At 59.6% G+C, this 26,823-nt stretch carries 19 protein-coding genes and 1 tRNA gene; 8 read left to right on the top strand and 12 right to left on the bottom strand.

Annotation, left to right across the window (positions count from 1 at the left end; genetic code table 11):
* Positions 1–138: 138 nt before the first annotated feature.
* Positions 139–288 carry a hypothetical protein gene (locus tag ACTO3O_RS07940; protein WP_298080967.1) on the bottom strand — a complete coding sequence of 50 codons (150 nt, stop codon included), beginning with the start codon at positions 286–288 and terminating at the stop codon, positions 139–141.
* Between the two features lie 226 nt (positions 289–514).
* Positions 515–712, bottom strand: coding sequence for a hypothetical protein (locus tag ACTO3O_RS07935; protein WP_297832359.1), 198 nt, complete (start codon positions 710–712; stop codon positions 515–517).
* Between the two features lie 186 nt (positions 713–898).
* On the opposite strand from ACTO3O_RS07935, the gene ppdK reads away from it, so the two are divergent.
* On the top strand, positions 899–3,628 hold the full coding sequence (gene ppdK / locus ACTO3O_RS07930) for a pyruvate, phosphate dikinase (RefSeq protein WP_297832361.1): 2,730 nt from the start codon (positions 899–901) through the stop codon (positions 3,626–3,628).
* Between the two features lie 171 nt (positions 3,629–3,799).
* A complete protein-coding gene (locus tag ACTO3O_RS07925; RefSeq protein WP_297832363.1) occupies positions 3,800–4,648 on the top strand; it encodes a hypothetical protein in 849 nt (282 codons plus the stop codon).
* On the opposite strand, the gene ACTO3O_RS07920 is transcribed toward ACTO3O_RS07925, so the two are convergent.
* Positions 4,618–5,010 carry a putative signal transducing protein gene (locus ACTO3O_RS07920; RefSeq protein WP_294593689.1) on the bottom strand — a complete coding sequence of 131 codons (393 nt, stop codon included), beginning with the start codon at positions 5,008–5,010 and terminating at the stop codon, positions 4,618–4,620. The genes ACTO3O_RS07925 and ACTO3O_RS07920 overlap by 31 nt on opposite strands.
* Positions 5,011–5,126: 116 nt before the next feature.
* A tRNA-Arg gene (locus ACTO3O_RS07915) sits at positions 5,127–5,200 on the bottom strand.
* A 167-nt stretch (positions 5,201–5,367) separates the two neighbouring features.
* Between ACTO3O_RS07915 and ACTO3O_RS07910 the strand changes: the two genes are divergently transcribed.
* Together ACTO3O_RS07910 and ACTO3O_RS07905 are read left to right on the top strand one after the other, a co-directional pair.
* Positions 5,368–6,480 (top strand): CofH family radical SAM protein, encoded by a 1,113-nt coding sequence (locus ACTO3O_RS07910; protein WP_297832365.1) that lies wholly within the window; start codon positions 5,368–5,370, stop codon positions 6,478–6,480.
* A gap of 39 nt (positions 6,481–6,519) precedes the next feature.
* Positions 6,520–6,672 carry a hypothetical protein gene (locus ACTO3O_RS07905; protein ID WP_297832370.1) on the top strand — a complete coding sequence of 51 codons (153 nt, stop codon included), beginning with the start codon at positions 6,520–6,522 and terminating at the stop codon, positions 6,670–6,672.
* Positions 6,673–7,628: 956 nt separating this feature from the next.
* On the opposite strand, the gene mutS is transcribed toward ACTO3O_RS07905, so the two are convergent.
* Entirely contained in the window at positions 7,629–10,343 is a 2,715-nt protein-coding gene (gene mutS, locus ACTO3O_RS07900; protein ID WP_297831316.1) for a DNA mismatch repair protein MutS, read from the bottom strand.
* A gap of 143 nt (positions 10,344–10,486) precedes the next feature.
* Between mutS and ACTO3O_RS07895 the strand changes: the two genes are divergently transcribed.
* On the top strand, positions 10,487–10,696 hold the full coding sequence (locus ACTO3O_RS07895; RefSeq protein WP_297831313.1) for a hypothetical protein: 210 nt from the start codon (positions 10,487–10,489) through the stop codon (positions 10,694–10,696).
* 544 nt (positions 10,697–11,240) lie between these two features.
* Here the strand turns inward: ACTO3O_RS07895 and ACTO3O_RS07890 are convergent.
* Positions 11,241–13,352, bottom strand: coding sequence for a glycoside hydrolase family 2 protein (locus ACTO3O_RS07890; RefSeq protein WP_297831310.1), 2,112 nt, complete (start codon positions 13,350–13,352; stop codon positions 11,241–11,243).
* A 169-nt stretch (positions 13,353–13,521) separates the two neighbouring features.
* Between ACTO3O_RS07890 and nth the strand changes: the two genes are divergently transcribed.
* Positions 13,522–14,181 carry an endonuclease III gene (gene nth / locus ACTO3O_RS07885; RefSeq protein ID WP_297831307.1) on the top strand — a complete coding sequence of 220 codons (660 nt, stop codon included), beginning with the start codon at positions 13,522–13,524 and terminating at the stop codon, positions 14,179–14,181.
* A gap of 3 nt (positions 14,182–14,184) precedes the next feature.
* Here the strand turns inward: nth and rodA are convergent, their stop codons facing one another.
* The 6 genes from rodA to purH all read right to left on the bottom strand — a co-directional run bounded on the left by rodA (position 14,185) and on the right by purH (position 22,960).
* A complete protein-coding gene (gene rodA, locus ACTO3O_RS07880) occupies positions 14,185–15,675 on the bottom strand; it encodes a rod shape-determining protein RodA (protein WP_297831302.1) in 1,491 nt (496 codons plus the stop codon).
* Positions 15,656–17,482, bottom strand: coding sequence for a penicillin-binding protein 2 (gene mrdA / locus ACTO3O_RS07875; protein ID WP_297628632.1), 1,827 nt, complete (start codon positions 17,480–17,482; stop codon positions 15,656–15,658). The genes rodA and mrdA overlap by 20 nt, the downstream gene beginning before the upstream one ends.
* Positions 17,483–17,513: 31 nt before the next feature.
* Positions 17,514–18,026 carry a rod shape-determining protein MreD gene (locus ACTO3O_RS07870; protein ID WP_297831299.1) on the bottom strand — a complete coding sequence of 171 codons (513 nt, stop codon included), beginning with the start codon at positions 18,024–18,026 and terminating at the stop codon, positions 17,514–17,516.
* Entirely contained in the window at positions 18,023–18,955 is a 933-nt protein-coding gene (mreC, locus tag ACTO3O_RS07865) for a rod shape-determining protein MreC (protein WP_297831296.1), read from the bottom strand. The genes ACTO3O_RS07870 and mreC overlap by 4 nt, the downstream gene beginning before the upstream one ends.
* 1,414 nt (positions 18,956–20,369) lie before the next feature.
* Entirely contained in the window at positions 20,370–21,392 is a 1,023-nt protein-coding gene (locus ACTO3O_RS07860; RefSeq protein WP_294593487.1) for a rod shape-determining protein, read from the bottom strand.
* A gap of 8 nt (positions 21,393–21,400) precedes the next feature.
* Entirely contained in the window at positions 21,401–22,960 is a 1,560-nt protein-coding gene (gene purH / locus ACTO3O_RS07855) for a bifunctional phosphoribosylaminoimidazolecarboxamide formyltransferase/IMP cyclohydrolase (protein ID WP_297832830.1), read from the bottom strand.
* A 1,431-nt stretch (positions 22,961–24,391) separates the two neighbouring features.
* On the opposite strand from purH, the gene ACTO3O_RS07850 reads away from it, so the two are divergent.
* Both ACTO3O_RS07850 and ACTO3O_RS07845 read left to right on the top strand, forming a co-directional pair.
* Positions 24,392–25,405 carry an NAD(P)H-dependent glycerol-3-phosphate dehydrogenase gene (locus tag ACTO3O_RS07850; RefSeq protein WP_297831642.1) on the top strand — a complete coding sequence of 338 codons (1,014 nt, stop codon included), beginning with the start codon at positions 24,392–24,394 and terminating at the stop codon, positions 25,403–25,405.
* 10 nt (positions 25,406–25,415) lie between these two features.
* The gene (locus tag ACTO3O_RS07845; protein WP_297831645.1) at positions 25,416–26,771 is read left to right on the top strand and encodes a glucose-6-phosphate isomerase; all 1,356 of its coding nucleotides are present in this window, start codon (positions 25,416–25,418) and stop codon (positions 26,769–26,771) included.
* The last annotated feature ends 52 nt before the right edge of the window (positions 26,772–26,823 follow it).

Below are 26,823 nucleotides of genomic sequence, written 5' to 3'. Positions count from 1 at the left end.
GAGATCCTGCGAGTGGAACCACAAGAACACGCCGTTAGTCCTGCTAAGAGCGGAAGACCAACTGTACCCGCTGCCGCCGACGCCCGTCAGAACACCCGTATTCCGATTGCGGAAACCCGGGGCGGGGTTTGTCTCCGTTTATTCCGAGAGGCAACGCAACTGAAAACCGTAGGTGCGGTATGCCGCATTGCTCGGAGTCAGCTGGATCATGCTGAAATAAAAATAAGTAGCATTGATTTTACTGACCGCAGAAGACCAGCTATAGCTGTTGCCTCCGATATCGCCCAACACGCCCGAGGCACCATGGCGGAAGCCCGGGGCGGGGCTTTCTTTTCCCGCGCGCCTTTGGGAAATCTTGTCAAAACGTGCCAGCACATTTTGACGATTTCCCCGTTAAGGCGTGGCGCGCGGGTCGAGCTTTGCCCCGGATAGAACTGCCCTGCGCGGGCGGCGGCCGGGTGACCCCGGCAGGACGGGCGATGCTTGCGCATCGCTAAGGCCGCCTCTTCCCCGTTTATTCCGAGAGGCAGCGCAACTGAAAACCGTAGACACGGCAGTACGCGTCGCTGAGATTGAGGTACGTCACGTGGAAATGCAAGTACATGCCATTGGTACCGATGACCGTGGAAGCCCAGCTGTAACCGTAGTTGCCGACGCCGTTCAGCGCGCCCGTCCCCCGATAGCGACAGCCCGGGGCGGGGACGCGCGGCACTCGAACAACCGACCGCCGAAGTCCCGGCCCGCGCCCCCCGGAGAGCCCGCCCGGCAAGAAACCGCCCGCCCGTATGAAATTCCCGAAAAATACAGTATATTTGCCGAACAGACGCGCCCGCACGCAGGCAGACACAGCGCCAAATCACCTGATTTACAAACAATTCATTCATAAATCAACACACACATGTCTAACGTAAAACGCGTTTATTCGTTCGGTAACAAAAAGGCCGAAGGAAACGGCAAGATGAAAGAACTGCTCGGCGGCAAGGGGGCCAACCTCGCCGAGATGAACCTCATCGGCATTCCGGTGCCGGCGGGCTTCACCATCACCACCGAAGTTTGTACCGAATTCTATACGCACGGGAAAGAAGGCGTGATCGCCATGATCAAACCCGACGTCGAAAAGGCCATGAAAGAGGTCGAAAGCCAGATGGGCATGGAATTCGGATCGGCTACCAACCCGCTGCTGATGTCGGTTCGGTCGGGCGCGCGCGTTTCGATGCCGGGGATGATGGACACCATCCTCAACCTCGGGATGAACGACCAGGCGGTCGAAGCGGTGGCCAAACGAAGCGGAAATGCCCGGTTCGCCTGGGACTCGTACCGCCGGTTCGTGCAGATGTACGGCGACGTGGTGCTCGGGATGAAACCCGAATCCAAGGAAGACCACGACCCGTTCGAAGTCATCATCGACGAAATCAAAGCGAAACGCGGGGTACAGAACGACACCGAGCTCACCACCGACGACCTGAAAGAGATGGTGACCCGGTTCAAAGCTGCGGTTAAGGCACAGACCGGCAAGGACTTCCCGGCCGATCCGTGGGAACAGCTCTGGGGCGCCATCTGCGCCGTGTTCGAAAGCTGGATGAACGAACGCGCCATCCTCTACCGCCAGATGCACAAATACCCGTCGGAATGGGGGACCGCGGTCAACGTACAGGCCATGGTCTTCGGGAACATGGGCGACAACTCGGCGACGGGCGTAGCCTTCACCCGCGACGCGGCGACCGGCGAAAACATCTTCAACGGCGAATACCTGGTGAATGCACAGGGGGAAGACGTGGTAGCAGGGATTCGGACTCCGCAGCAGATCACCATCGAAGGCTCCAGAAGATGGGCAGCCTTGCAGGGGATCAGTGAAGAGGAACGGAAAGCGAAATACCCCTCCCTCGAAGAGGTGATGCCGACGGTTTACAAAGAGCTGAACGACATCCAGAACCACCTCGAAACCTACTTCACCGACATGCAGGACATCGAGTTTACCATCCAGGACGGTAAACTGTGGATGCTCCAGACCCGGTCGGGGAAACGTACCGGCGAAGCGATGGTACGGATGGCGATGGAGATGCTCGCAGAAGGGTTGATCGACGAAAAGACCGCCGTGCTGCGGGTGGAACCCGCCAAGCTCGACGAGCTGCTGCACCCGGTGTTCGACAAAACTGCGGTGAAATCGGCCAAAGTGCTGACCAAAGGGCTGCCGGCATCGCCGGGGGCTGCCACCGGCCAGATCGTCTTCTTCGCCGACGACGCCGAAGCGTGGAAAGAACAGGGCAAGGAGACCATTCTTGTCCGTATCGAAACCTCGCCGGAAGACCTGAAAGGGATGAACGCCGCGAACGGGATTCTCACTGCACGCGGGGGGATGACTTCTCATGCCGCTGTGGTTGCCAGAGGGATGGGGAAATGCTGCGTTTCCGGTGCGGGGGCTATTCAGGTGGACTACAAAGCTCGGACGATGACCATCGACGGGACGGTCTTGAAAGAAGGCGACTGGATCTCGCTGAACGGCTCGACGGGTGAAGTTTACGAAGGCAAAGTGGCTACGCAGGCGGCTGACCTGTCGGGCGACTTCGGCAAGTTGATGGACTTGGCCAGCAAATATGCACGTTTGCAGGTGCGGGCCAATGCCGACTCGCCGCGCGACGCGAAACAGGCATTCGCGTTCGGGGCACAGGGGATCGGTCTCTGCCGCACCGAACACATGTTCTTCGAAGGGGATCGGATCAAGGCAGTCCGCGAAATGATCCTCGCCGACGACGAAGAAGGACGGCGCAAGGCACTGGCCAAACTGCTGCCGATTCAGCGCGGCGACTTCGAAGGGCTGTTCGAAGTGATGGAAGGCAACCCGGTGACCGTTCGGTTGCTCGACCCGCCGTTGCACGAATTCGTACCCCACTTCGAAAAAGAACAGCGCGAGATGGCTGCCGAAATGGGCGTCAGCTACGAAACGATCCGCGAAAAGGTCGAAGCGCTGGCTGAGTTCAACCCGATGCTGGGGCACCGCGGCTGCCGGTTGGGGAACACCTATCCGGAAATCACCGAAATGCAGACCCGCGCGATTATCGAAGCGGCCATGAACGTGAAGAAGAAAGGGATTCCGGTACACGTCGAAATCATGGTGCCGCTCGTGGGGAACCACAAAGAGCTCAAATACCAGAAGAAGGTCATCGACGCAACGGCCAACGAAGTGTTCGCCGAACGCAACGACAAGATCGACTACATGATCGGTACGATGATCGAAGTTCCGCGTGCGGCGGTTACGGCCAATGAAATCGCCGAAGTGGCTCAATTCTTCTCGTTCGGTACCAACGACCTGACCCAGATGACGCTCGGTTTCTCGCGCGACGACATCAGCAAGTTCCTGCCGGAATACCTGAAGAAGGGGATCTTGAAACAAGACCCGTTCCAGATTCTGGACGTCAAGGGCGTCGGCCAGCTGATCCGCGAAGCGGTGTTCAAGGGTCGCGGGGTGCGCGAAGGCTTGAAGTGCGGGATCTGCGGCGAACACGGCGGCGAACCGAGCTCGGTAGAGTTCTGCCACTATGCAGGGCTCAATTACGTATCGTGCTCTCCGTTCCGGGTGCCGATCGCACGGCTCGCAGCGGCTCACGCGGCATTGAAAGAGGGGAAATAATCGACATAGAGGCATGGGTTTCTCGCCCATGCCTCTATAATAACCCAAAGGAGAGGGGGCGATGTGACACATTGTGCACATCGCCCCCTCTCCTTTTCTATTATCCGGAAAATTGCAGAAATCCGTAAAAATAACCTATCTTCGGGAAGAAACTCCGACTCGACCACCGATATGAAAAAACGACTCCTCCTGCTCGCCTCCATGCTGCTCGCCGCACACGAGGCGGCCGAAGCACAGCAAAACGGAGGCCGTTTCCTGAAACGCATCGAAAACAACTACGCCAACTCCGTGCGCGTCATCGAGCCGGACGGGTCGGTGCACGGAATGTACAACTTCGACTCCAAAAGCGAGCTGGAGAAACGCTTTTTCGGCGATTTCAACGCCCCGGTCGAATTTTTCGTCGCTCCGTCGTTCGAAGGGAGTTCGGGACTCCGCCTCTACCGAGACTCGACCGGCAACTGGATGCTGGAGGCCAAGCAGGTGACGAATTACAGAGAGGTGGAAGACGAATTAACGAAAGCGTTCCCGCTCATGAGCTTTTCGGCGGAACAATTCAGAGACAGCACACTGATCGACAGCTCTTTGCGACACAATCGCACCATGATCCGGCGCATTCGGGCCGAAGCTCCCGACCGATATCGGATCGAGGCGAAAAAAGTGCCCATCGGCGAGGCGCTGGCAAAACAGATTTATGAATACACGACCCACATGATCGACCGGTATGTGGGCAGCGAATATCCGGAGATGGTTTTCGACGGCGAACAGATCACCTTCCGCAGCGTCGTGGGATACGACCTCTGGACGCTGACGCTCCACTCGCCCCGAAGCCACGAGGCGGAAAAAGCGACAGGCCTGTACCGGCAACTGATTGCCGACATACTGACCGGGCGAGTCATCGACGAAGAGCGATACATCCGGCTGCTGACCTCCTGCGATTCCCGGCGCGTTGTGCGGGAATCACAGCCCGCCGCGACCAAAAATCCCTCTGTTCAGAACTCCCGGCGGCACTCCCGGCAGTAGTAATTCGCCCGCACCTTCCCCGGAGGCGACATGGTCAGCGCCGCCAATGCCGTCCACAAAATTTTCCGCCACCGTTTCGGCCCTCTGAGCCCCAGCGAGACCTGTTCCGAACCGCAGAACGGACACGCTTTCGGCACCGCAGCCTCCGCCTCTTCGCTCCCCTCCGGCGCCAGCACGGCCATCGCAGCCGCATAGTCCTCGTCGGCCACCCCCACGCGTACCGCCCGATCCGAATCCGAACCCCAAGGCATCACCTCATTGACGTATTCGTTGAGCAAACAAGCCTGAATGCCCGCATTCGCCAGCTGTCCCTGCACCAGCGAAGCTTCGAAGCTATCGGCATAAAATCCTATGATTTTCATCTCTGAAACAGTTGAGTGATCCTCCCTAAAGATACGATTTTTCAGACAGAACACCAAATCTTCTCACCCCTCTGCACAAAAAAAGGGGCGAACCTTCGCCCCAATTTCGAAATAAGTGACGCCGACAGGACTCAAACCTGTAACCTTCTGATCCGTAGTCAGATGCTCTATTCAATTAAGCTACGGCGCCGACAACGTTCGGCCTCCGCACCAAGCGGAGACGAACAACAGAACAAAGGTAACCCTTTTCGTCGGGTTTTCCAAAATTTTGTTTCGTCGAAACGCACTGTCCGACGGGCGCGGTTGCTTTCCGGCGAGCGGGATATTATCTTTGTCGCACGAAAATTTCTCTGCGACATGACCTCACTCACTGACATTTATCACCGTGCGCTGGACGGGACGCCGCTCACGTTCGCCGAAGCGATGGCCCTGTGGAACGATGCGCCGCTGGCCGAATTGATGACTGCGGCGGACGCGGTTCGTCGTCGGCTCCATCCGGGAGAGAGGGTGACGTGGCAGATCGACCGCAATGTGAACATCACGAATGTCTGCGTGAGCGGGTGCAAGTTCTGTAGTTTCCACTGCCGACTGGCCGATCGGGAGCGGGCGTACGTAACGTCGATGGAGGAGTACCGCCGGAAGATCCGGGAGATGCTGGCACTGAGGGGCGAACAGCTGCTATTGCAGGGCGGGCTGCACCCGAAGCTCGATCTGGCGTGGTACGAGGAGCTGTTCTCTGCGCTCAAGAGCGAGTTTCCGAATGTCAAACTGCATGCGCTGGGGCCGCCCGAAATCGCGCATATCGCACGTATTTCGGGCTTCGGCAGCGATGCCGAGGGGTATCGGACGGTTCTGGAACGGCTCGTGACGGCGGGATTGGACTCGCTGCCGGGGGCTGGGGCGGAGATTTTAGACAACGAGATCCGCCGCCGCATCTCGCCGGGAAAGTGCTCGGCGGACACGTGGCTGGAAGTGATGCGGGTGGCGCACCGAATGGGGCTCTGCACGTCGGCGACGATGATGTACGGCCATGTGGAGCGACCGGAGCATCGCATACTGCATCTCTTAAAAATCAGGGATTTACAATCTCTGAAACCGGATTCGGCACCGGGTTTTCTGTCGTTCATCGCGTGGCCGTACCAAGGACGGGGAACGGCGCTGGAGGCGGAGACGGGGCTTTCGGGAGGGGCGGAGACGGCGGAGTTTCTACGCATGATCGCTGTCAGCCGGCTGGTGCTGCACAACATCCCGAACATTCAGGCGTCGTGGCTGACGACGGGTCTGGCGGCGGGCCAGATGGCGTTGCACGGGGGGGCGAACGACATGGGTTCGATCATGATCGAGGAGAATGTGGTGAGCGCGACGGGATTCGAGGGGCGAACGACGATCGATGCCGAGCGGATGCAGGAGGCGATCCGTGCGGCGGGCTTCACGCCGGCTCTGCGCAACCAGCGGTACGAGTTGCTCTAACGGAAGACCGCCCCGGGCTTCCGCCATCACGCGTCGGGTATGCTGAACTATGTGGGCAACTACGGATTCAACTGGGCTTCTACGGTTGGCGGTACCAATGGCATGGATTTGAATTTCAATGTCCAGAGTCTCTACTCGGGGACTTCGGATACTCGTGCCCGCGGTTTTCTGTTGCGCTGCCTCTCAGAATAAACGCCGCGGGCCCGCGGGGGGCAATGGGCTGGAGCTACCCTAACGACTGGCAGCCTCTACCCTACCTTTTTTGTTTGACATTGGCGGCCGAAGCCTGCGGGGCCCACGGCAACGTCAGTTGCGGGCCTCCGCGGCGGGAGGCTGCGGCCCGCGCGACCCGTTGGGTCGCAGAAAATCGGCCCAATTCTGTGGCATTCGTCCTCGGCGCGTCTTGTTAAAGCAATTTGCCGCCAGCGGTGAATGCAACGAGCCCCGACGAGTTGCAGTACGCCGCGTGGGGTGGCGGCGAACTGCGCGGCTCTGCGAGCCGCAGAAGCTCGGCCAACAAATTAACCCAAAGATTCAGCACAATTCGCAGCTCAAAACTCGCCCCATTCTGTTGGGTTCGGGCTGCGCGCTCCGGGGGGGGCCAAAGGCCCAGCGCGCAGGCCCGGCGGTTCTACGAACCGCAAAGGCACGACCAACAGCTCGGCCCAACGCGGCGCGAAAACAAGCACAGCCCAGTTCTCCGCCCCGTGTCCGCCTTCACTGCGGCTCCGCTTTCGCTCCGCCGCTTTTTCGCGCGCCTGGGCGATTCAGCTATTTCGGCTCACCGCCGAAATAGCTGAATCGCTTCTTTAGGCGGGGCGCGCGTTAGTTTGAGGGTACTGCGCTCGGGCCGCGCGGGCCCCACGTCCCGTGGACGGGCGAAACTACGTTTCGCTATGGCAGCCTCTACCCCCGTTCTTCGTTCACGCGCGGATGGTCATTACCCCGGCTCGAACTGTTCCTTTTGGCTTCGCCTTTCTCCTCGCCGCTCGGCAATTCGCAAACTGCGTTTGCATTGCCCTCGCTGGCAGCGGCGGTTGTGAACAAAAGGAACCGAAAAAACCTTAGAGCGCATCCCTACGGGATGCTATGGCTGGGTCTACCCGCAGAACACAAACAAGCTGCGCCACAGCCGGCCCTGCTCACCCCTACAAACCGCTCAACTTCTTGATCTCATGCAGCTTGTTGAGCGCCTCGATAGGGGTCAGCGAGTTGATGTCCAAATCCTTGATCTGATCCCGGATATCTTTCAACACCGGGTCATCCAGCTGGAAGAAACTCAACTGCATCGACTTCTCGCTCGAAGACACAGAAGGCGTGGGAGAAGATGCAGCCGACACAGCGGTCGTATCCGGCGAATCGGCCGACAAAGCCGAGCCACCGCCATCCGACGCATCATGAGCCGAAGAACCGTTGCGCCGCTGCCGCTCCAAGTCCTCCAACACCGTCTTGGCCCGGTCGATCACCCGCGGAGGCATCCCCGCCATCTTCGCCACATGGATCCCGAACGAATGCTCCGTACCGCCCGGAACCAGCTTCCGAAGGAAAATCACCCGTTTGTCCACCTCCCGCACCTGGACGTTGAAGTTCTTGATCCGCTCGAACCGCACCTCCATCTCGTTCAACTCGTGGTAGTGGGTCGCAAAGAGCGTCTTGGCCCGCCCCGCCGGATGTTCATGGAGGTATTCGACCATCGCCCACGCAATCGAAATCCCGTCGTAGGTGCTTGTCCCGCGCCCGATCTCGTCCAGCAACACGAGGCTTCGGCCCGAGATGTTGTTCAGGATGTTGGCCGACTCCAGCATCTCGACCATAAAGGTCGATTCCCCCTGCGAAATATTGTCGGATGCCCCCACTCGCGTGAAAATCCGGTCGACCAGCCCGATCCGGGCCGAAGAGGCCGGCACGAAACATCCGATCTGAGCGAGCAGAACGATCAGGGCGGTCTGCCGCAACAGCGCCGATTTACCGGCCATATTGGGCCCCGTGATAATGATAATCTGCTGCGACGAAGCGTCCAAATAGAGGTCGTTCGGGATGTACGGTTCGCCGATGGGCAGCCGTTGTTCGATCACCGGATGCCGCCCGTCTTTGATCTCCAGCACGTCGTCTTCGGTAATCTCCGGCCGACAGTAGTTGTGCTCGATGGCGTCGTGAGCGAAGGACTGGAGACAGTCGAGTTCGGCCACAGCCATGGCATTCCCCTGAATCATCGCCACATGGGGCTGCAAAACCGAAACGAGTTCGCCGTACAAGCGCACTTCGATGGCGTTGATCTTGTCCTCGGCCCCCAGAATTTTCTCTTCGTACTCCTTGAGCTCCTCAGTAATATAGCGTTCGGCGTTCACTAAGGTCTGTTTCCGGATCCACCCCTCGGGCACCTTGTCGCGATGGGCGTTGCGGACTTCGATGTAGTAGCCGAAAACGTTGTTGTAGCTGATTTTAAGCGGAATACCGACGGCTTCGCTCTCGCGCTGCTGCAAGGCGAGGAGGTAGTCTTTCCCGCCGGTGGCGATCTCGCGCAACTGGTCCAACTCGTCGTGCACGCCGTAAGCGATCACCGGCCCGCGCCCCGGAATCAAAGCCGGTTCGGCGAGGATGCACTGTTCGATCGCTGTCCGCGCCGAGGAGCAGTCGGCAAAGCGTTCGGCGAATTTGCGCAGCTCGGCGTTCGGGCTCTCGGCGCAGAGCGTCCGTATCCGCTCAGCGGCAGCCAACCCTTTGGCCAGTTGTACGAGTTCGCGCGGATTGACGCGTCCGACGGCGAGTTTCGAAACGATTCGCTCCATGTCGCCGATATCGGTGAGTTCGGCCCCCAACTCATCCCGCAACTTGGCGTCGCGCATCAGGTGGCTGACCACTTCCAACCGGGTGTCGATGGCCGCTTTGTCCTTGAGCGGCAGCGATATCCACCGTCGCAAGAGCCGCGCTCCCATCGGCGAGAGTGTCTGGTCGATGACGTCGGTGAGCGAGGTGCCGTTCTCGCTCAGCGGGTGGAAGAGTTCGAGGTTGCGGATCGAGAAGCGGTCGATCCAGACGTATTTGTCCTGATCGAGTCTGGAAATCCCCCGCACATGGCTCAGGTCTTTGTGTTCGGTGTATTCGAGGTAGTAGATCACGGCCCCTGCGGCGCTCACGGCCAGAGGCAGGAGGTCGATCCCGAACCCTTTCAGAGAGGTGGTGTCGAACTGTTTGAGGAGCTTCTCGCGGTTGCTGTCGTAGTTGAAGGCCCACTCGTCGAGTTTATAGGTGTAGTACCGGTCGCCGAAGGCCTGCCGGAAGTCGTTTTCGTCGCCTTTTTTGAAAATGACCTCCTTGGGCATGAGGTTGGCCAAGAGCTTGTCGATGTAGTCGTAGGCTCCTTCGGCGGCGTAAAATTCGCCGGTGGAAATGTCGATGAAGGCGACGCCTGCCCTGCCCTTCGGCCCGAGCGAAACGGCGGCGAGGTAGGTATTCTCCTTATGGTCTAAGATATTGTCGTCGAAGGTGATACCGGGGGTCACGAGCTCCGTGACGCCGCGTTTGACGATCCCTTTGGCCTGTTTGGGGTCTTCGAGCTGTTCGCAGACGGCGACGCGCTGGCCGGCCCGCACGAGCTTAGGCAAATAGACGTCCAGGGCGTGGTACGGAAAGCCGGCGAGTTCGACGCTGGCGGCGGATCCGTTGGCGCGTTTGGTAAGGGTGATGCCGAGTATCTTGCTGGCGATGATGGCGTCGGGCCCGAAGGTCTCGTAGAAGTCGCCGGCGCGGAAGAGCAGAATGGCGTCGGGATGCTGGTCTTTGATGGAGTAGTATTGCTTCATCAAAGGGGTGAGGACGTATTTTTTCTCGGTTCCCGCCTGCTGTTCTTCGGTCTTGGCCATAGGGTTTCGGTTTGTGGTTCACAAAGATAGGGTAAAAAACCGTTTTTTCGGCGTATCGGCGAGGCGATCTTTGTTTAACGGTTCGACAAACGGGCGCGGGCGAGGTGCTCCGACTTGAGGTAGTGGCGAGTAGGAAGAGGCGGTTGGGGAGTTTTCGAAAACCAAGCGCCGCCCCGGGCTTCCGCGATATCACGACAGGTAAGTCGGGCGGCATCGGCAACAATGGTTACAACTGGTCAAGCTCGGTGGTCGACTCATACGGCATTTATTTACGTTTCGTAATGAACGTGGTTCAGCCGAGCTACCCAAACGGTCGTGCCAACGGTCTTCAGTTGCGTTGCCTCTCGGAATAAACGCGCCCACAGGGCGTCTTACTGGCCGCCTCGGCCTAAATAACCGGCAGCCTCTACCCTATTTAATTTGACTTTGCGGATGGACGCCCGGGAGGTCTCGCAACTATCGACGCGGAGCGGCGTGTTGCGGGCCGCCCGTGGGCAGGCGGCCGGCCCGCGCGACCCAAAGGGTCGCAGAAGCACAGCCCAAAGCAATGCCCCGTATCCGCCTCACTGCGGCTCCGCTTTCGCTCCGCCGGTACCACTCGGCACCCGAAAGATGGGCGTATCTACTCCTAAACGTCGCCCGCTGGGATTTCATCTCGATTTTGCTAACGCAAAACGAGTGAAATCCCTCTTTAAGCGGGCGTGTGACGGAATTTTTGCGCACCACTCTTTTTTCGCGCGCCTGCGCGATTCAACTATTTCGGCGTAAACCGAAATAGTTGAATCGCTTCTTTAAGCGTGGCGCGCGGCTGTTCTACAGGAGGGGACTGCCCTTACGCCGGGCGGGCGGTGCCTCCCGGCACTCGGAATGGACAGCCTCGGCCCAATACTCAGCCCGCTACTGCCGCGAACGCTGCAAACGGGCGCCCGATGCCGAAATCACCTCCGGACCGCCCGCAGACTCGATACCCGGCAGCTGAATCCGGCTGCCGACCACCCACACACTGCTGTCCCGAGCCCCCGACAACGGATCAACCGCCTCCAAAAGATTCTCACCCGGTCGCAACGTCACCCTCGTCCACTGAAACCTTCCCAAACCGTCGTTCGACCTCAACCCCTGAGAAACCCCATTGACAAAAAGCTCCACATCGCTCGCGTTCGAGAAGACCCGCACCGCCTGCACCCGCGAGAACCGCTCCTCGACACGGCTGTCCGCCAGATGAACGAACGACTCCGAAGCATTCCAGTTCGCCTTGTAAAAGTAAAAAGCATCCTTCCGCACCCGCCGGTCGAAAGTCACCAACCCGTAATCCGCCACCCCCGGTCGTGCGCCGTCCGTGCGATGCGCCGCCCCGTAATCGAACATCGTCCAGACGAAAGTCCCCCAGAAGTTCGGACGCGACGCGATCACCCCCCAATAATTCTCGTGCAACCACGTCTGCCACTGCTCCGGATGCCAGCTCCCCGCCGCGTCCGGACGACTGAGGCTATCGGCCCACTGATAGATGCTCGCCCCCGCGCCGTACTCGCTCACGCCGCTCCGGAGCGTCGGAAACCCGCGCCGCAAATCGCGCGTCCAAATGGCAAAATCCTGAGGCTGACCCGATTTCCAACCCAAAAACTGATTGAACCCGATCAAATCCGTCACGAAGTTCAACTCGCCGTCCTGATTGCTCGCCGCCACCGTCAACCGACCGCCGCCCTCCTCTTTCGCCACCCGGTTCAACTCGCGCACCACCCCGATCGGATCGGCCCCCCGCTGGGTCAGCTGATCGAACAGCCCCCACCAGATGACCGACGGGTGGTTGTACTGCTGCCGCATCATCTCGCGCAGCTGTTGCAGCAGGTTCGCCCGAAACCCCTCGCTATCGTTGAATCCCTTGTACCTATAGCCCCCCGCGCCGACTAGCGGCAGGTCGCTCCAAACCAGAATCCCGGCCCGATCGCACAGGTCGAGAAAATACGGATCGTTCGGAAAATAGGCGCACCGAACGGCATTCACCCCCATCTCGCGCATCAGTTCGACATCGCGCCAATGGTTCTGCCGCCGCAGCGCATTCCCGATGCCGTCCCAGTCCTCCACACGACAAACCCCCTGAATTCGCAACGGTTTGCCGTTCAGGTAGAACCGATTGTCGTCGCCCACGTTGAACCACCGCACGCCGAACGCCTGGCACACCGTATCCTGCGTCCCCGCCGAGCTGCTCACACGCGCCTCCAAGGTATAGAGATAGGGATCTTCCGTACCGTTCCACAAGTGCGGATGGTCAATCGCGAACGAGACGCCCACCTCGCTGCGCCCCTCCTGATCGAGTTTCACGCGCCGGTTCAACGTCTCGACGACATTCCCCTCGCCGTCGCGCACCGTGAAGACGGCGGTCGTCATCTCGCCGCTCCGCCCTCGCACCGCCGCAAGGGCATTCACCTCGGCCCGCTCGGCAGAAACCCGAGTGGGGGTGATGTAAAGCCCGCTCGACCCGTAATCGTCGAGGGCGATGTGCGTCGCGGGAGTCGAAATCAGCTCGACGCTGCGATACAGACCGCCGTAGACATTGAGGTCGCCGGTCAGCGGCGCGACGTCGAGGTCGGGGGCATTATTGACCCTCACCCACAAGGTGTTGCGCCCGCCGAAGCGCACGAGCGGGGTAATCTCCCAGGCAAAAGCGGTGTACCCGCCGCGGTGCTGCCCCACATGTTTGCCGTTCACGAAGAGGTCGCAGACGGAGTTGGCGCCGCCGAAGCGCAGAAAAAGCCTCCGCCCGTTCCATCCGGCGGGAATTTCGATCACTTTGACGTAGTTCCCGAGCCCGCGATAGTAGTCGGGTTTGCCGCCGAGCAGGTCGGTGTTCCACGTATGGGGCAGATCGACGGGCCGGGCGGCAGCGGCGGCGTTCATCTCCCAGCTGGGGGTATAGGTCCATCCGCGGTCGAGCGAAACGCTCTGTCGCCGCATGCCGTGGGCCGCACACAGCCCGAAAAGGGCGAGCAAAAGAAAAAGGCTCTTTTTCATAAGAATCGATTTCGGTATGGTCGAAAGCAAAGATAATTAAAGATAACGAAGTGGCGGAGGCCGCCGGAATTTTCGAAGCGGTTTACTGATTTTTCGGCCCGGCGGCCTCTCCCGAAAGAGCGATTTCGCTAACTTTGTCGTCTGTCAGCAACCCTAATCCCCCCTGTTTATGACTGTCAAAGAGAGATTTGCGGGCATCATCGCCTGGTTCGCCGAAAACCGGCCCGACGACGACACCGAACTGCACTACCGGTCGCCGTACGAGCTGCTGGTCGCCGTGATGCTCTCGGCGCAGTGCACCGACAAGCGGGTCAACCTCGTGACGCCGGCGCTCTTCGAACGTTTCCCCACGGCGCACGAGCTGGCCGGAGCGACCTCGGACGAGGTGTTCGAATACATCCGGTCGGTCTCCTACCCCCGGTCGAAGTCGGAACACTTAGTGGCGATGGCGCAACGGTTGGAGGAGGTCTACGGAGGACGGGTGCCGGACACTGTCGAGGAGCTCACCACCCTGCAAGGGGTGGGACGCAAGACGGCCAACGTCATCGTCTCGATCGTCTACGACAAACCGGCGATGGCGGTGGACACGCATGTGTTCCGGGTGGCGGAGCGGATCGGGCTGACGACCGGATCGAAGAACCCGTTGCAGACGGAGCGGGCGCTGGTGCGGCACATTCCGGAGAAGCTGCTCGGCCGGGCGCACCACTGGCTGATCCTGCACGGCCGGTATGTCTGCACGGCGCGCGCGCCGAAGTGCGCGACGTGCGGCATCGCGTCGTGGTGCCGCACCCGGCAGCGGGAGCTGGCCAAAGCGGAGAAGAATCGCTGAGTCTTACAGCAATTTCCGCGCGCTCTCCTCGTACTGCGACGCGTCGAGCCGCAAAGCGACGAAGAGCAGGATGGTGAAGGCCATCAACGACGAGCCCCCATAGCTGAAGAACGGGAGCGGAATCCCGACCACCGGAAAGAGGCCGACGGTCATCCCGATGTTGATGGCGAAGTGGGTGAAGACGATCGCCGCCACCGAATAGCAATAGATCCGGCCGAAAGGCTCTTTCTGTCGTTCGCCCATGTGCATCAGCCGCAGAATCAAGGCGAAAAAGAGGGTCACGACGAACAGCGACCCGATGAATCCCCACTCCTCGCCCACGGTACAGAAGATGAAGTCGGTGCTCTGCTCCGGCACGAAGCTGAAACGGGTCTGCGTCCCGCCCAGAAAGCCCTTGCCGGCGAATCCGCCGGAACCGATGGCGATCTTGGACTGGATCACGTTGTAGCTCCACCCGTGCGGGTCGTTCTCGATACCGAGCAGGTCGAGGATCCGCTTCTGCTGGTGCAGCTGGAGGATGTTGTCAAAAACGTAGTCCACCAGCCCGGTGAAAACGACGGCCCCGGCGAAGAAGACGACGTATTTCCAGAGGTTGGTCATGTGGTGCCGGATGCCGTACCGCACGAGCCAAGGCAAGGAGAGGACGGCTCCGGTGAGCATCGAAGCGAAGAGCGACAGGTGCGCGCCGACCAGCGTCCCGATGCCGAAGACGACCGTCCCGAGCAGCAGCACCAGCGCGGCATAGCGCGCGCTGTCGCGCCAGTTTCGGTTCACGAGCCCCTGTGCCGCCAAACAGAGGAAGAAGACGACGAAGAGAATGGGCAGCGGTTCGAGCAGGAAGGAGATGACGAAAAGGAATACGAACATCAGGGCCACCACATAGAGCGCGGTGCCGAACCCTTCGCGGTAGAGCATCAGGAAGAAGGCGGCGAAGACCATGGCCGACCCGGTGTCATTCTGGGCCAGAATCAGCAGAACGGGAATCCCGATAATCAACCCGATGTAATAGATCGCTTTCCCGGTTCGCAGGTCGAAGTTGTAGGCGCTCATATACCGGGCCAAGGCCAATGCGGTGACGAATTTCATGAACTCGGCGGGCTGTATCCTGACGGAGCCGATCGAGAGCCACGACTGCGCCCCATGACTCTCGTGCCCGAAGAGCAGCACGAAGAGCATCACGCCCAACATGAAAAAATAGAGCGGATAGGCGAGCATGTGCCAGTATTTGCCGTCGATCAGCAGGATGGAGATGGCCAGAAAGAAGCTGATGCCGATCCAGAGCATCTGCATGCCGTAGCGCTGTGAGAGGTCGAAAATCCCGGCGTGCTCCTCGTCGTAGACGGCGGCGAAGATGTTGAGCCAGCCGAAGAAGACCATCACGACGTAGATGGCCACCGTCCACCAGTCGATGTCGGCGGCAAAGAGCCGTCCGCCGCCTTTGTGAGCAGCGGCCCGGTCGGAGCCGAAGATGAGTCTATTTGCCGCGTTTGTCATACATGGGATAAGCTATGGTCATCTCTTTCATCTGCCGGACGAGCTCGGGGCGCCGGATGGTGTCGGTGAGGTATTGCTCGATCAGCAGGCTGGCGATGGGGGCGGCGGCCGAACCGCCGAAACCGCCGTGCTCGACGTAGACCGAAACGACGATCTTGGGGTCGTATCGCGGCGCGAAGCACAGAAAGGTCGAGTGGTCGGCCCCGTTCGGGTTCTGGGCGGTGCCGGTCTTGCCGCAGATGTTCAGCCCGGGCACGCTGGCGCGTCCGCCGGTTCCGGCGACGTTCACCCCTTCCCACATCCCTTCGACGATGGGTTCGAAGTATTTCGGATTGACTTTCGTGTAGTTTTTCCGGTAGAACCGGGCGTCGATGGAGTCGTGGCCGGCGATCTTCTTCACCACGTGCGGAATGTAGTAGTATCCCCGGTTGGCAATCGTGGCGCCGAGGTTGGCGAGCTGCAAGGGGGTGACCCCGAGCTCGCCCTGTCCGATGGCGAGCGAGATGACGGTGAGCGAGTTCCACCGGCTGCGATACCGCCGGTCGTAGAACTCTTTGGTCGGCACGTAGCCGGCGAGTTCGTCCCAGAAGTCGGATTCGAGTTTGCGCCCGAAACCGAAGCTCCGCACATAGTCGTACCACATGTCGAATCCGCCCTTGGCGACGCCGCCGTACTGGCGATTGTCGAGGATGTCGCGGAAGACGTAGCAGAAGTAGGCGTTGCACGAATTGGCGGTGGCCTGCACGAGGTTCATCGGCGAGTAGTGGGTATGGCACTTCACGCCGCGTCCGACGGTATATCCGCCGCTGCACGGGTGGTAGTCTTCGGGCCGCGAGACGCCCTCTTCGAGCCCGATCAGGCCGGTCACCGCCTTGAAGGTGGAGCCGGGCGGGTAGCGGGACATCACGGCGCGGTTGAAAAGCGGATGCCGCGGATTCCGCAGGAGTTCCATGTAGTTGTTCCCCAAATCGCGCCCGACGAGTTTGTCGGGGTCGTAGGAGGGGGAGCTGGCCATGACGAGTATCTCGCCGGTGGCGGGCTCGATGGCCACCACGGAGCCGATTTTACCCGCCATGAGCTCTTCGGCGAGCTGTTGCAGGTCGGCGTCGATGGTGCAGGTGATCGCCTCGCCCGGCACCGGAAGGGTGTCGTAACGCCCGTCGGCATACGATCCTTTGGGCATGCCGTAGACGTCGACGAGTTCGACTTTCACCCCTTTTTTCCCGCGCAGGTACTGCTCGTAGGACTTCTCGATGCCGCTCTTGCCGATGTAGTCGCCCATGCGGTAATAGGGGTCGCGTTTGATGGTGGCTTCATCGACTTCGTTGATGTAGCCGAGGAGGTTGCCGGCGATCTTCCGGGGGTAGGTGCGCGAGGTGCGGTATTGGGTATAGAAACCGACGAGGTGGCGTTCGTCGAGTTTGAATTTCACCTCTTTGGGGAGCTGTTTGAAGATCATCGAGGGGCGCCGCTTGGAGTACCGCCGGGCTTTGTCGAGGGCTTTGCGGATATCTTCGACGGTGACGCCCAAGGTCTCGGCGAGGAAAACGGTGTCGAAGGGTTCGACGTCACGCGGAATGACCATCAGGTCGTAGGATTCGGTACTCTGGACGAGGAATTCGCCGTTCCGGTCGTAGACTTCGCCGCGCGAGGGGTACTGCACCATGTAGCGCATGGCGTTGTTCCGGGCGTACTCTTTGTAGGAGCTGTCCACGACCTGGATCCAAAAGAGGCGGCCGACGAGAACGAGCACGACGAGAAAGAGGCCGAGGTAGAGTATCTGTTGGCGTCTGGAGGGGATATTCATGGACTTTCGCTGCAAACTAAAGGAGGGGGAATCAGGCTTTCACTGCGGTACGAACGAGCGGGAGGTGCAAAAAGTATATGATTCCGATGCTGAATATCGAGCTGAGCACGATACGGAGGGCGATCATCCACACCGCTCCCGAAGGATCTTCGAGGATAAAAAACGGAAGGTTGAAGAGCAGGACGAGGGCGGTGACATAGCGCAGAAAACGGGATGTCCCGACGCGCCCCGCGGTCGGTATCCCTCCTTCGTAAACGAGTTCTTTGCCGAGAAAAAGCCCGACGACGGTCGGTCGCACGAATGCGAGCCAGGTGGATGCGATGGTCTGCAACCCTGCCGTCCCGGACATGAAGTCCACGGCGGCTCCGCTCCCGAAGCCGAGCATCAGCAAGAGCCATCCCGGCGTATCTAACGGCAGGAGGATGATGAACATGATGTAGATGTACGGGTTCACCACGCCGCCGAGGTTGATGTTGTCGAAGACGAACTCCTGAAGAATGAGCAGGAGCAGGAAAATTGCGGTGTATTCCAAAAACCGGATCATGGTCGACCTCCTTCTTCTGTTCCGTCCGAAATGCCGAAGTTATTGCCGCCGCTTCCGGCCACCGAGGCTGCGGTCTGGTCGCTGATGCCGGTCTCGGCATTCCCGACGGTGCTCTCCAGGGCGCGCCGCTCTTCCTGCTCGAGGTAGTGCACGGCGTAGACGCGGCGAAGCCGTGCGAGGTCGGTAAAGAGCCGCACGCGGACTTTATAGAATGTCCCGTTGACCATCTCGAAGCTCTCGACGGTGCCGATGGGCTGGTCGGGCGGAAAGATATACGAATAGTTGGTGGTCACGACGGTGTCGCCGACCTCCATGTCGGCGTATTTGGGAATCTCGTCGAGGATGACTTCGCGGTGGTTGAGCCCGTCCCAATAGATGGAGCCGAAGAAGTCGCTCCCCTGTATCCGTCCGCTGGTGCGGAAATCCCGAGTGTTGAGAATGGAGACGGCAACGGAGAAGTGGTCGGAGCAGCGCACGACGTATCCGACGATTCCGTCGTCGGCGATCAGGGCCATCTCGGGTTCGACGCCATCGACGGTTCCGCGGTCGATGGTGATGTAGTTTTCGCGTTTGCTGATGCTGTTCCGGATGACGCGGGCGGGCTGATAGCGATACTGTTGGAGGAGTTCGGCGACGGGAATGGAATCGTCGGCTGCGGTGTGTCCCAATACGGGCGTGACGGGCTGGGGCAGGCTCCTCAGCCGGGCGATTTCGTCGAGCAGCCGCCGGTTCTCGGCGCGCAGGCTGAAGTATTCGCCGATGTCGGCGAGTTTGTCGTAGATGCCGCTGACGAGCCGGTCGGAAGCTCCGGCGATGCGGGCTTTCTGGTAGAGGTTGCTGTGCAGGAATACGCCGATGGCTATCGCTTCGAGGGCGATAAACAAGAGGACGTAGTAGATCCGTTTGAGGAAAAGGAGTAATTTCAGCAACTCGGGTTCGTTTTTATCGTGTCGGCCGAAGCCTGTCGGAAATCAGGGGCGGCCTTTATTTGCGGTCGAAGAAGTGTTTGTTTCGGCACTCTTCGGGCAGAGAGGCGGGAACGGATTCAATGGTTTTCGCTCCCTACCCGCCCCGGGCTACCGCGAGATTGCTCATGGCAATCCGACGAGCGTCGGCAACGGGGGATTTTGTTGGGCTTCAAAAGCCGACAGTGCCGGTGGCATGCGTTTGGATTTCCACATGACCTGGCTCGATCCCGGTTTCACAGGACGTGTCGGCCACGGTATTCCGTTGCGTTGCCTCTCGGAATAAACGGTGCCGCTCGGCACTCGAAAGATGGCAATCTCAACCCAAAGCGAGTCGGACGCCCGGGAGGAACGGCAACTCTCGAAGCGGAGCGGCGTGTTGCGAGCCGCCCGGTGGGAGGCGTTCGGCTCGCGCGGTTCTTCAAACCGCAAGAAGTCAGCCCAACCCATCACTCAAAGTTTGCCCCGTTTTTTCAAATGCGTCTTCGACGCGCCTTGTTGATGCTGTTCGCCGCCAGCAAAAGCGCAACGAGCTCCGCCGAGTTGCAGTCCGTCGCATGGGGTGGCGGCGAACTGCGCGGCTCAAAGAGCCGCAAAAGCACAGCCCCATTCTGTGGCATTCGTCCTCGGCGCGCCCCCCAAGCGCCGCTGATGCGTCGCTCTCACCGAGGACGGCGATTCTACGAATCGCGCTATTCGCTCTCGGCCCAAAGTACTCCCCCAGTTCTCCGCCCCGTGTCAGCCTCACTGCGGCTCCGCTTTCGCTCCGCCACTGCCGTCGCCCGCGGCAATTCTTGCCGGATTGGCCAAGTGCCAACCGGCAGAATATGCCATTTAAGCGGACGGGCGACGGTTTTCGCACGCAGTTCTCTGTTCCGCGCGCTGACGGAAATCTTATTCAAAGCGCAAGACGCTTTGAATGATTTCCTACTTCAGCGATCGCGCGCGGAAGAGCTTTGACCCGCCTAAAACTGCCCTGCGCGGGCGGCGGTCGGTTAGTAAAGCAAAGACAACCCTAACAAAACGCCCGATGGGCGCACCGGCGGGACGGAGCGATACTACGTATCGCTTAACCTGTTCGGCCCAGTTCTTGGTGCGCGCCTGCGCGATTCATCTATATTCGGCTAACCGCCGAAATAGTTGAATCGCTCCTTTAGGCGTGGCGCGCGATCTGGTCATTGCCCCGGCTGGAACTGTTCTTTTTGTGAACAAAAAGAACAAAAAAACTTTAGACGGATGCTGACGCATCCTAAAGCTGCCGACGGCCCTAATCTCTGTTCGCGCGCCCGCCAAAACTGCGCTTAGGCCGCGCAGGCCCCACGTCCCGTGAACGGGAAATGCGTGAGCATTTCCACTAGCAGCCTCTACCCCCTGCGCCCTACCGCATCAGGAAAGAGAAACGACCGATGTTCTTCAGCGCGATCCCCGTCCCCCGCGCCACCGCACGCAACGGGTCTTCCGAAACGTGGAACGGTATCCGCGTCTTTTGAAACAGCCGTTTGTCCAAACCCCGCAGCAAAGCCCCCCCACCAGCAAGGTAGATCCCGTTCTTCACGATATCCGAATACAACTCCGGCGGAATCTTTTCGAGCACCTTCATAATCGCCGCGTCGACCTTCATCAACGACTTATCCAGCGCATGCGCCACCTCCTTGTACGACACCGGAATCTCCAGCGGCAACGAGGTGATGATGTTCGGCCCCCGCACGATGTGGTCGTCCGGCGGATTGTCCAGATTGTCGATCGCAGCCCCCACCGCAATCTTAATCTCTTCGGCCGTCCGCTCGCCGATCTTGATGTTGTGCTGCTGCCGCATGTAGGTTTGGATGTCCTCCGTGAAAACATCTCCCGCCACGTTGATCGACTCGTTGCACACAATACCGCCCAGGGATATCACAGCCACTTCGGCCGTCCCCCCTCCGATGTCGACGACCATGTGTCCCTCCGGCGCCTCGACGTCGAGTCCCATCCCCAACGCTGCCGCCATCGGTTCGTAGATCATATAGACTTCGCGCCCCCCCGCATGCTCCGCCGAGTCGCGCACGGCACGAATCTCGACGTTGGTCGAACCGCTCGGGATGCAGATCACCATCCGGAGCGACGGACTGAACATCTTGTTCCGCGACTTGATCATCTTGATCATCCCGCGGATCATCATCTCGGCAGCCGTAAAGTCGGCGATCACCCCGTCCCGCAACGGCCGGATAGTCTTGATATCCTGGTGCGTCTTCCCGTGCATCTGCCGGGCCTGATTCCCGATGGCCACCGGCTGGTTGGCATGCTGGTCGAGCGCGACGATCGAGGGCTCGTCGACGACGATCTTGTCGTTATAAATAATAATGGTGTTGGCCGTCCCGAGGTCCATGGCCAACTCCTGGGTGAGGAATGAAAAGAGTCCCATGAGGCGGTTTAGTGTTTGAAGTGGCGCAATCCGGTGAATACCATGGCCATCCCATTGGCGTTGCAATAGTCGATGGTCTCCTGGTCGCGCACCGAGCCGCCGGGCTGAATGATCGTATCGATCCCTTCGCCATGAGCGATCTCGGCGCAGTCGGCGAACGGGAAGAAGGCGTCCGAAGCGAGCACCGCACCCCGCAGGTCGAACCCGAACGACTTCGCTTTGGCAATGGCCTGTTTCAAGGCATCGACCCGCGAGGTCTGCCCGATGCCGCTGGCGAGCAGCATGCCGCTTTTGGCCAAAACGATCGCATTGGATTTCGAGTGTTTCACAATTTTGTTGGCGAAGATCAGGTCTTTCAATTCCGCATCGGTAATTCCTTTGGCCGTCACCTGTTTAGCCTCGGAATCCAGCCCCCCTACCTTCGCATCCCGCTCCTGTACGGCGACCCCGCCGAGCAGCGACCGGAACTGCCGTCCGCAGGCACAGCAACCACCTGTCCCGACCTCAGCCTTGGTTTTGAGAATAATCCGGTTTTTCTTGGTTTCGAGAATGGCCAGCGCCTCCGGTTCATACCCCGGCGCCATAATGACTTCGAAGAAGATTTCGTTGATTTTTTCAGCCGTAGCCTTATCGACTACCCGGTTGGTAATCAACACTCCACCGAACGCCGATACCGGATCGCCGGCCAGCGCATCTTTCCACGCCTCGACCAACGTAGGCCTTACCGCCACCCCGCAGGCGTTGTTGTGCTTCATGATCACGAATGCAGCGTCGGAAGAGTCATTGGCGAATTCGCCGATGAGGTTCACCGCGGCATCCATGTCGAGCATATTATTATAGGAGATCTCCTTGCCGTGCAGCTGTTCGAACCGTTCGGACAGATCTCCGTAGAATGTCGCCGCCTGATGCGGATTTTCGCCGTACCGCAAGTGGGTGGCTTTCTGTTCCGTAAAGCTCTGTTTGAATGCCGGAATCCCTTCGATACGGTTGAAGTAGTTGAAAATCGCGGTGTCGTAGTGCGAGCTCACGTTGAACGCCTCTGCCGCCAAATGCCTGCGCTGCTCCAACGTCGTAGCGCCGTCCTGTTTGGTGATCAGGTCGAGGATATAGCCGTACTGCGCCACACTCGGCACAATCGCGACGTCCTTGAAATTCTTAGCTGCGGCGCGAATGAGCGAGATACCGCCGATGTCGATCTTCTCAATAATCTGCTGTTCGGTCGCTCCCGGCGTGGCCACGGTCTGTTCGAACGGATAGAGGTCGACGATCACGAGGTCGATCTCGGGAATTTCATACTGTGCGACCTGCTGAATATCGGTCTCGTTATCCCTGCGGGAGAGAATCCCGCCGAAGACTTTCGGATGGAGGGTCTTGACCCGCCCGCCGAGTATCGACGGATAACCGGTCAGATCCTCGACGGCATGGGCCTTGACACCCAGTTCTTCGATAAAGGTCTGTGTCCCGCCGGTCGAATATATCTTCACGCCGTGCTTATCTAACTCGCGAACGATCTCTGCCAACCCGTCCTTATAGAAGACGGAAATCAGCGCGCCTTTGATTTTTTTCACTGTCGTAAGTTGTTGTTTGTTTTAAGGTACAAAGATACGACATTTATTTGTTTGTCGTTCAGTCGGAGAGGGGAAGAAGGCAGGAATTTTCGTCTTTTTCCGACCTCCGCACAGGGCGCCAGCTAAGGGACTGAGCCGAGGCTGCCATCGGGCGTTTTATTGGGCCGTCGGCAGCTGGAGGATGCGAAGCATCCGTCGAAAGTTTTTCTGGTTCTCTTTGTTCACAACCGACGCTGCCAGCGAGCGCAATGCAAACGCAGTTTGCAAATTGCCGAGCGGCGAGGAGGAAGGCGAAGCCAACGAGAACAGTACCCTCAAATCGACGCGCGCCGACGCCTTAAAAGGGAAATCGTCAAAATGCACTTGTGCGTTTTGGCAGGATTTCCCCAGGCGCGCGAACGAAGAGTTGGGCTGAGTTGATTAAGCGATACGCAGTATCGCTCCGTCCCGCCGGGGTCACCCGGACGCCGCCCGCGCAGGGCAGTTCTGTCCGGCTCGAAGCTCGACCGCGCGGAACAGAGAACAGCATGCGAAAACCGTCGCCCGCCCGCGTAAAAAGGGATTTCGCTCATTTTGCGACAGCAAAATCGAGATGAAATCCCAGCGGGCGACGGCAAACGCGGCGGAGCGACAGCGGAGCCGCAGTGAGGCACACACGGGGCGGAGAATTGGGGCGAGTTTGGGGCTGAACTTGTTGACTGTGCTTTGGGCCGAGAGCGAGTAGCGCGATTCCTTGAGGAATCGCCGTCCTCGGCGCGCCCCCCACGCGCCGCTAAAGCGTCGCCCTCGCCGAGGACGAACCTCACAGCAAAGAAGCCGTGCTCTTGCGACCCCAAGGGTCGCCGGGCCTGCGGCGGGGCATCTGTGATGCCCGGGCCGGACGCCGCAGCCCGAACGTGACAGACATTGGGTGGTGCTGGTGCCGGAATTGTTGCGACCCTTTAGGGTCGCGCAGGCCTAAGCCTCCCGCAGCGGAGGGACGCGCAGCGTCTTTTACTGCCAGCCTCTACCCTAAACCCCGCAGGCTCCGACCCGCTTAAACGAAAGACAAATGAGCGACAGACCGAACACGACGGGATAGGGGTAATAAAGAAGGCGTCCGACCCACAAAAACACCCCTCTTATCACCGTCTGCCTGTCGGATTCCATTGCAATAAATACAAAAACAACACCCTACAATCACCTCATAAAATCCACCATGGTACAATTATTTGCATGCAACACACCAGCACACACAATTTTTCAATTCCCAATCAGGTACAATTAACATACAAAGATAATAATAATGATTCCACACTGATCCACAGCCAATAGCTCCGATTGTTTTTGCAATTGTATTGCAAAAACAATATAATATAAAATATCAAAAATGCAGCAAAAAACCATGAAACGCATTAAAGTTTATTATCTTTACCCTGTCAAACTATTTCGATGTCACCCACCCCCATACACAGAGACCCCCGCTGCGCCGTCGTCGGATACGGCAGCTGGGCCACAGCCATCGTCAAGATACTCCTCGAAAACGGGAACGACGTCCGGTGGCACGTGCGCAACCCGGAAGTCGCAGAACACCTCCGTAAGCACGGAAACAACCCTAAATACCTCAGCCAAATACACTTCCGCAGCGACAGACTCGCCATCGGCGACGACGTCGCTGCCGTCGTGCGGGAAGCGGACGTTATTATCTTCGCCGTGCCCTCCGCCTTTCTGGAACTCACCGTCGCGCCGCTCGCACCGGACGCCCTGAAAGGAAAATTCATCGTCTCGGCCATCAAAGGGATCGTGCCCGACGGCTACCTGACCGTCGCCGAGTGGTTCAACCAGCGATACGGCGTGCCGTTCGACCGCATCGGGATCGTCACCGGGCCGTGCCACGCCGAAGAGGTCGCTCTCGAACGCTTGTCCTACCTGACCCTGGTCTGCAAAGAGCCGGACGTGGCGGAGCGGCTCGGAGAGAAATTCGCCTGCGAACACATCCGCATCTCCACCTCGACCGACATCTACGGCGCCGAATACGCGGCGGTGCTCAAGAACATCTACGCCATCGCGGTGGGCATCGCCCACGGACTGGGCTACGGAGACAACTTTCTGGCCGTGTTGATCTCGAACGCGGCGATGGAGATGGAACGCTTCCTCGGCGGGACTTTCGCCGCCGAGCGGGATATCTGCCGGTCGGCTTACCTGGGCGACCTGCTCGTCACCTGCTACTCGCAGTTCAGCCGCAACCGGACGTTCGGCGTGATGATCGGCAAGGGATACTCGGTGCGGAACGCCCAGATGGAGATGAACATGGTGGCCGAGGGATACTACGCCGCCGACTGCATCCACCGGCTGCGGTCGCGGTTCGGCATCGAGATGCCGATCGCCGAGGCGGTGTACAGTATCCTCTACGAACGGCGCGCGCCGAGGACGGAGATCGGGAGTATTTTGGATCAACTCAAATAACGCACAGACTATGAAAAGTGTAAACGTACGCATCGACAAGATTTTCGAACCGGCCTCTGCGGTGACCGCTACGGACATCGCCGCCCTGCGGCCGGAGATCGAACAGGGCAACGCCCTGCTGCACAGCGGCGAGGGAAAGGGGAACGACTTTCTGGGGTGGGTGAACCTGCCGTCGTCGATCACCCCGGCACAACTCGATGAGATTCAGGAGGCAGCGAATGTATTGCGGAACGAAGCCGACCTGATCATCGCGATCGGGATCGGGGGCTCCTATCTGGGGGCCAAGGCGGTGCTGGAGGCGTTGAGCGGCTCGTTCGACAGCCTCGCGACCCCTAAGAAAGGGGTGAATCCGCGTGTGCTCTTCGCCGGGCAGAACATCAGCGAGGACTACACGTGGGAGCTGATGGAGGCGACCAAAAATTATGACATCGCGGCGATCGTCATCTCGAAATCGGGGACGACCACCGAGCCGGCGATCGCCTTCCGGATTATCCGTGACGAAATCGAACGGCGGTACGGCAAGGAGCATGCGGCGCGGCGCATCGTGGCCGTGACCGACGAATCGAAGGGGGCGCTGCGCAAACTGGCGGATACGGAGGGGTATCGCACCTTCGTGATTCCGGACAACGTGGGGGGACGGTTCTCGGTGCTGACGCCGGTGGGATTGCTGCCATTAGCGGTGGCAGGGGTCGATGTGCGCGGGTTGGTGGCGGGGGCTGCGGAGATGGAGAAGTTGACGGCCGAGGCGTCGTTCGACGAAAATCCGGCGATGCAGTATGCGGCGGCGCGGACGGCTCTGTATCGGGCCGGAAAGAAGATCGAAATCCTCGCTTCGTACGAACCGAAGCTGCAAAACATCGGCGAGTGGTGGAAACAGCTCTACGGCGAGAGCGAAGGAAAAGAGGGCAAGGGGATCTTCCCGGCCTCGGTGACCCTGACGGCGGACTTGCACTCGATGGGGCAGTATATCCAGCAGGGCGAGCGGACGATGTTCGAAACGGTGATCCGGGTGGCGGAACCGGCGCACACGTTCCGGATCGAAGCCGACAAGGAGAACCTGGACGGGCTGAACTTCCTGGCGGGCAAACGCATCGGCGAGGTGAACGGGATGGCGATCCTCGGGACGATGCTGGCCCATGTGGACGGCGGGGTGCCCAATATCGTCGTCGAGCTGCCGCGCATCGACGCCCGCACGATCGGGGCGCTGCTCTATATGTTCGAAAAGGCGTGCGGGATCAGCGGCTATGCGCTGGGCGTGAACCCGTTCGACCAGCCGGGGGTGGAGGCCTACAAGAAGAACATGTTCGCCTTGCTCGGCAAGCCGGGCTACGAAGCCGAGGGAGAAACACTCCGGAAGCGGCTGTAACCGCCGCCGCTCTTTTGCGACCATGGAGCGCCCGGCCACGAACCAAGGTTCG

The organism is Rikenella sp., from assembly GCF_056799795.1.
Note: the sequence above shows the minus strand (reverse complement) of the source record. Positions and strands in the feature narration are given on the sequence as shown.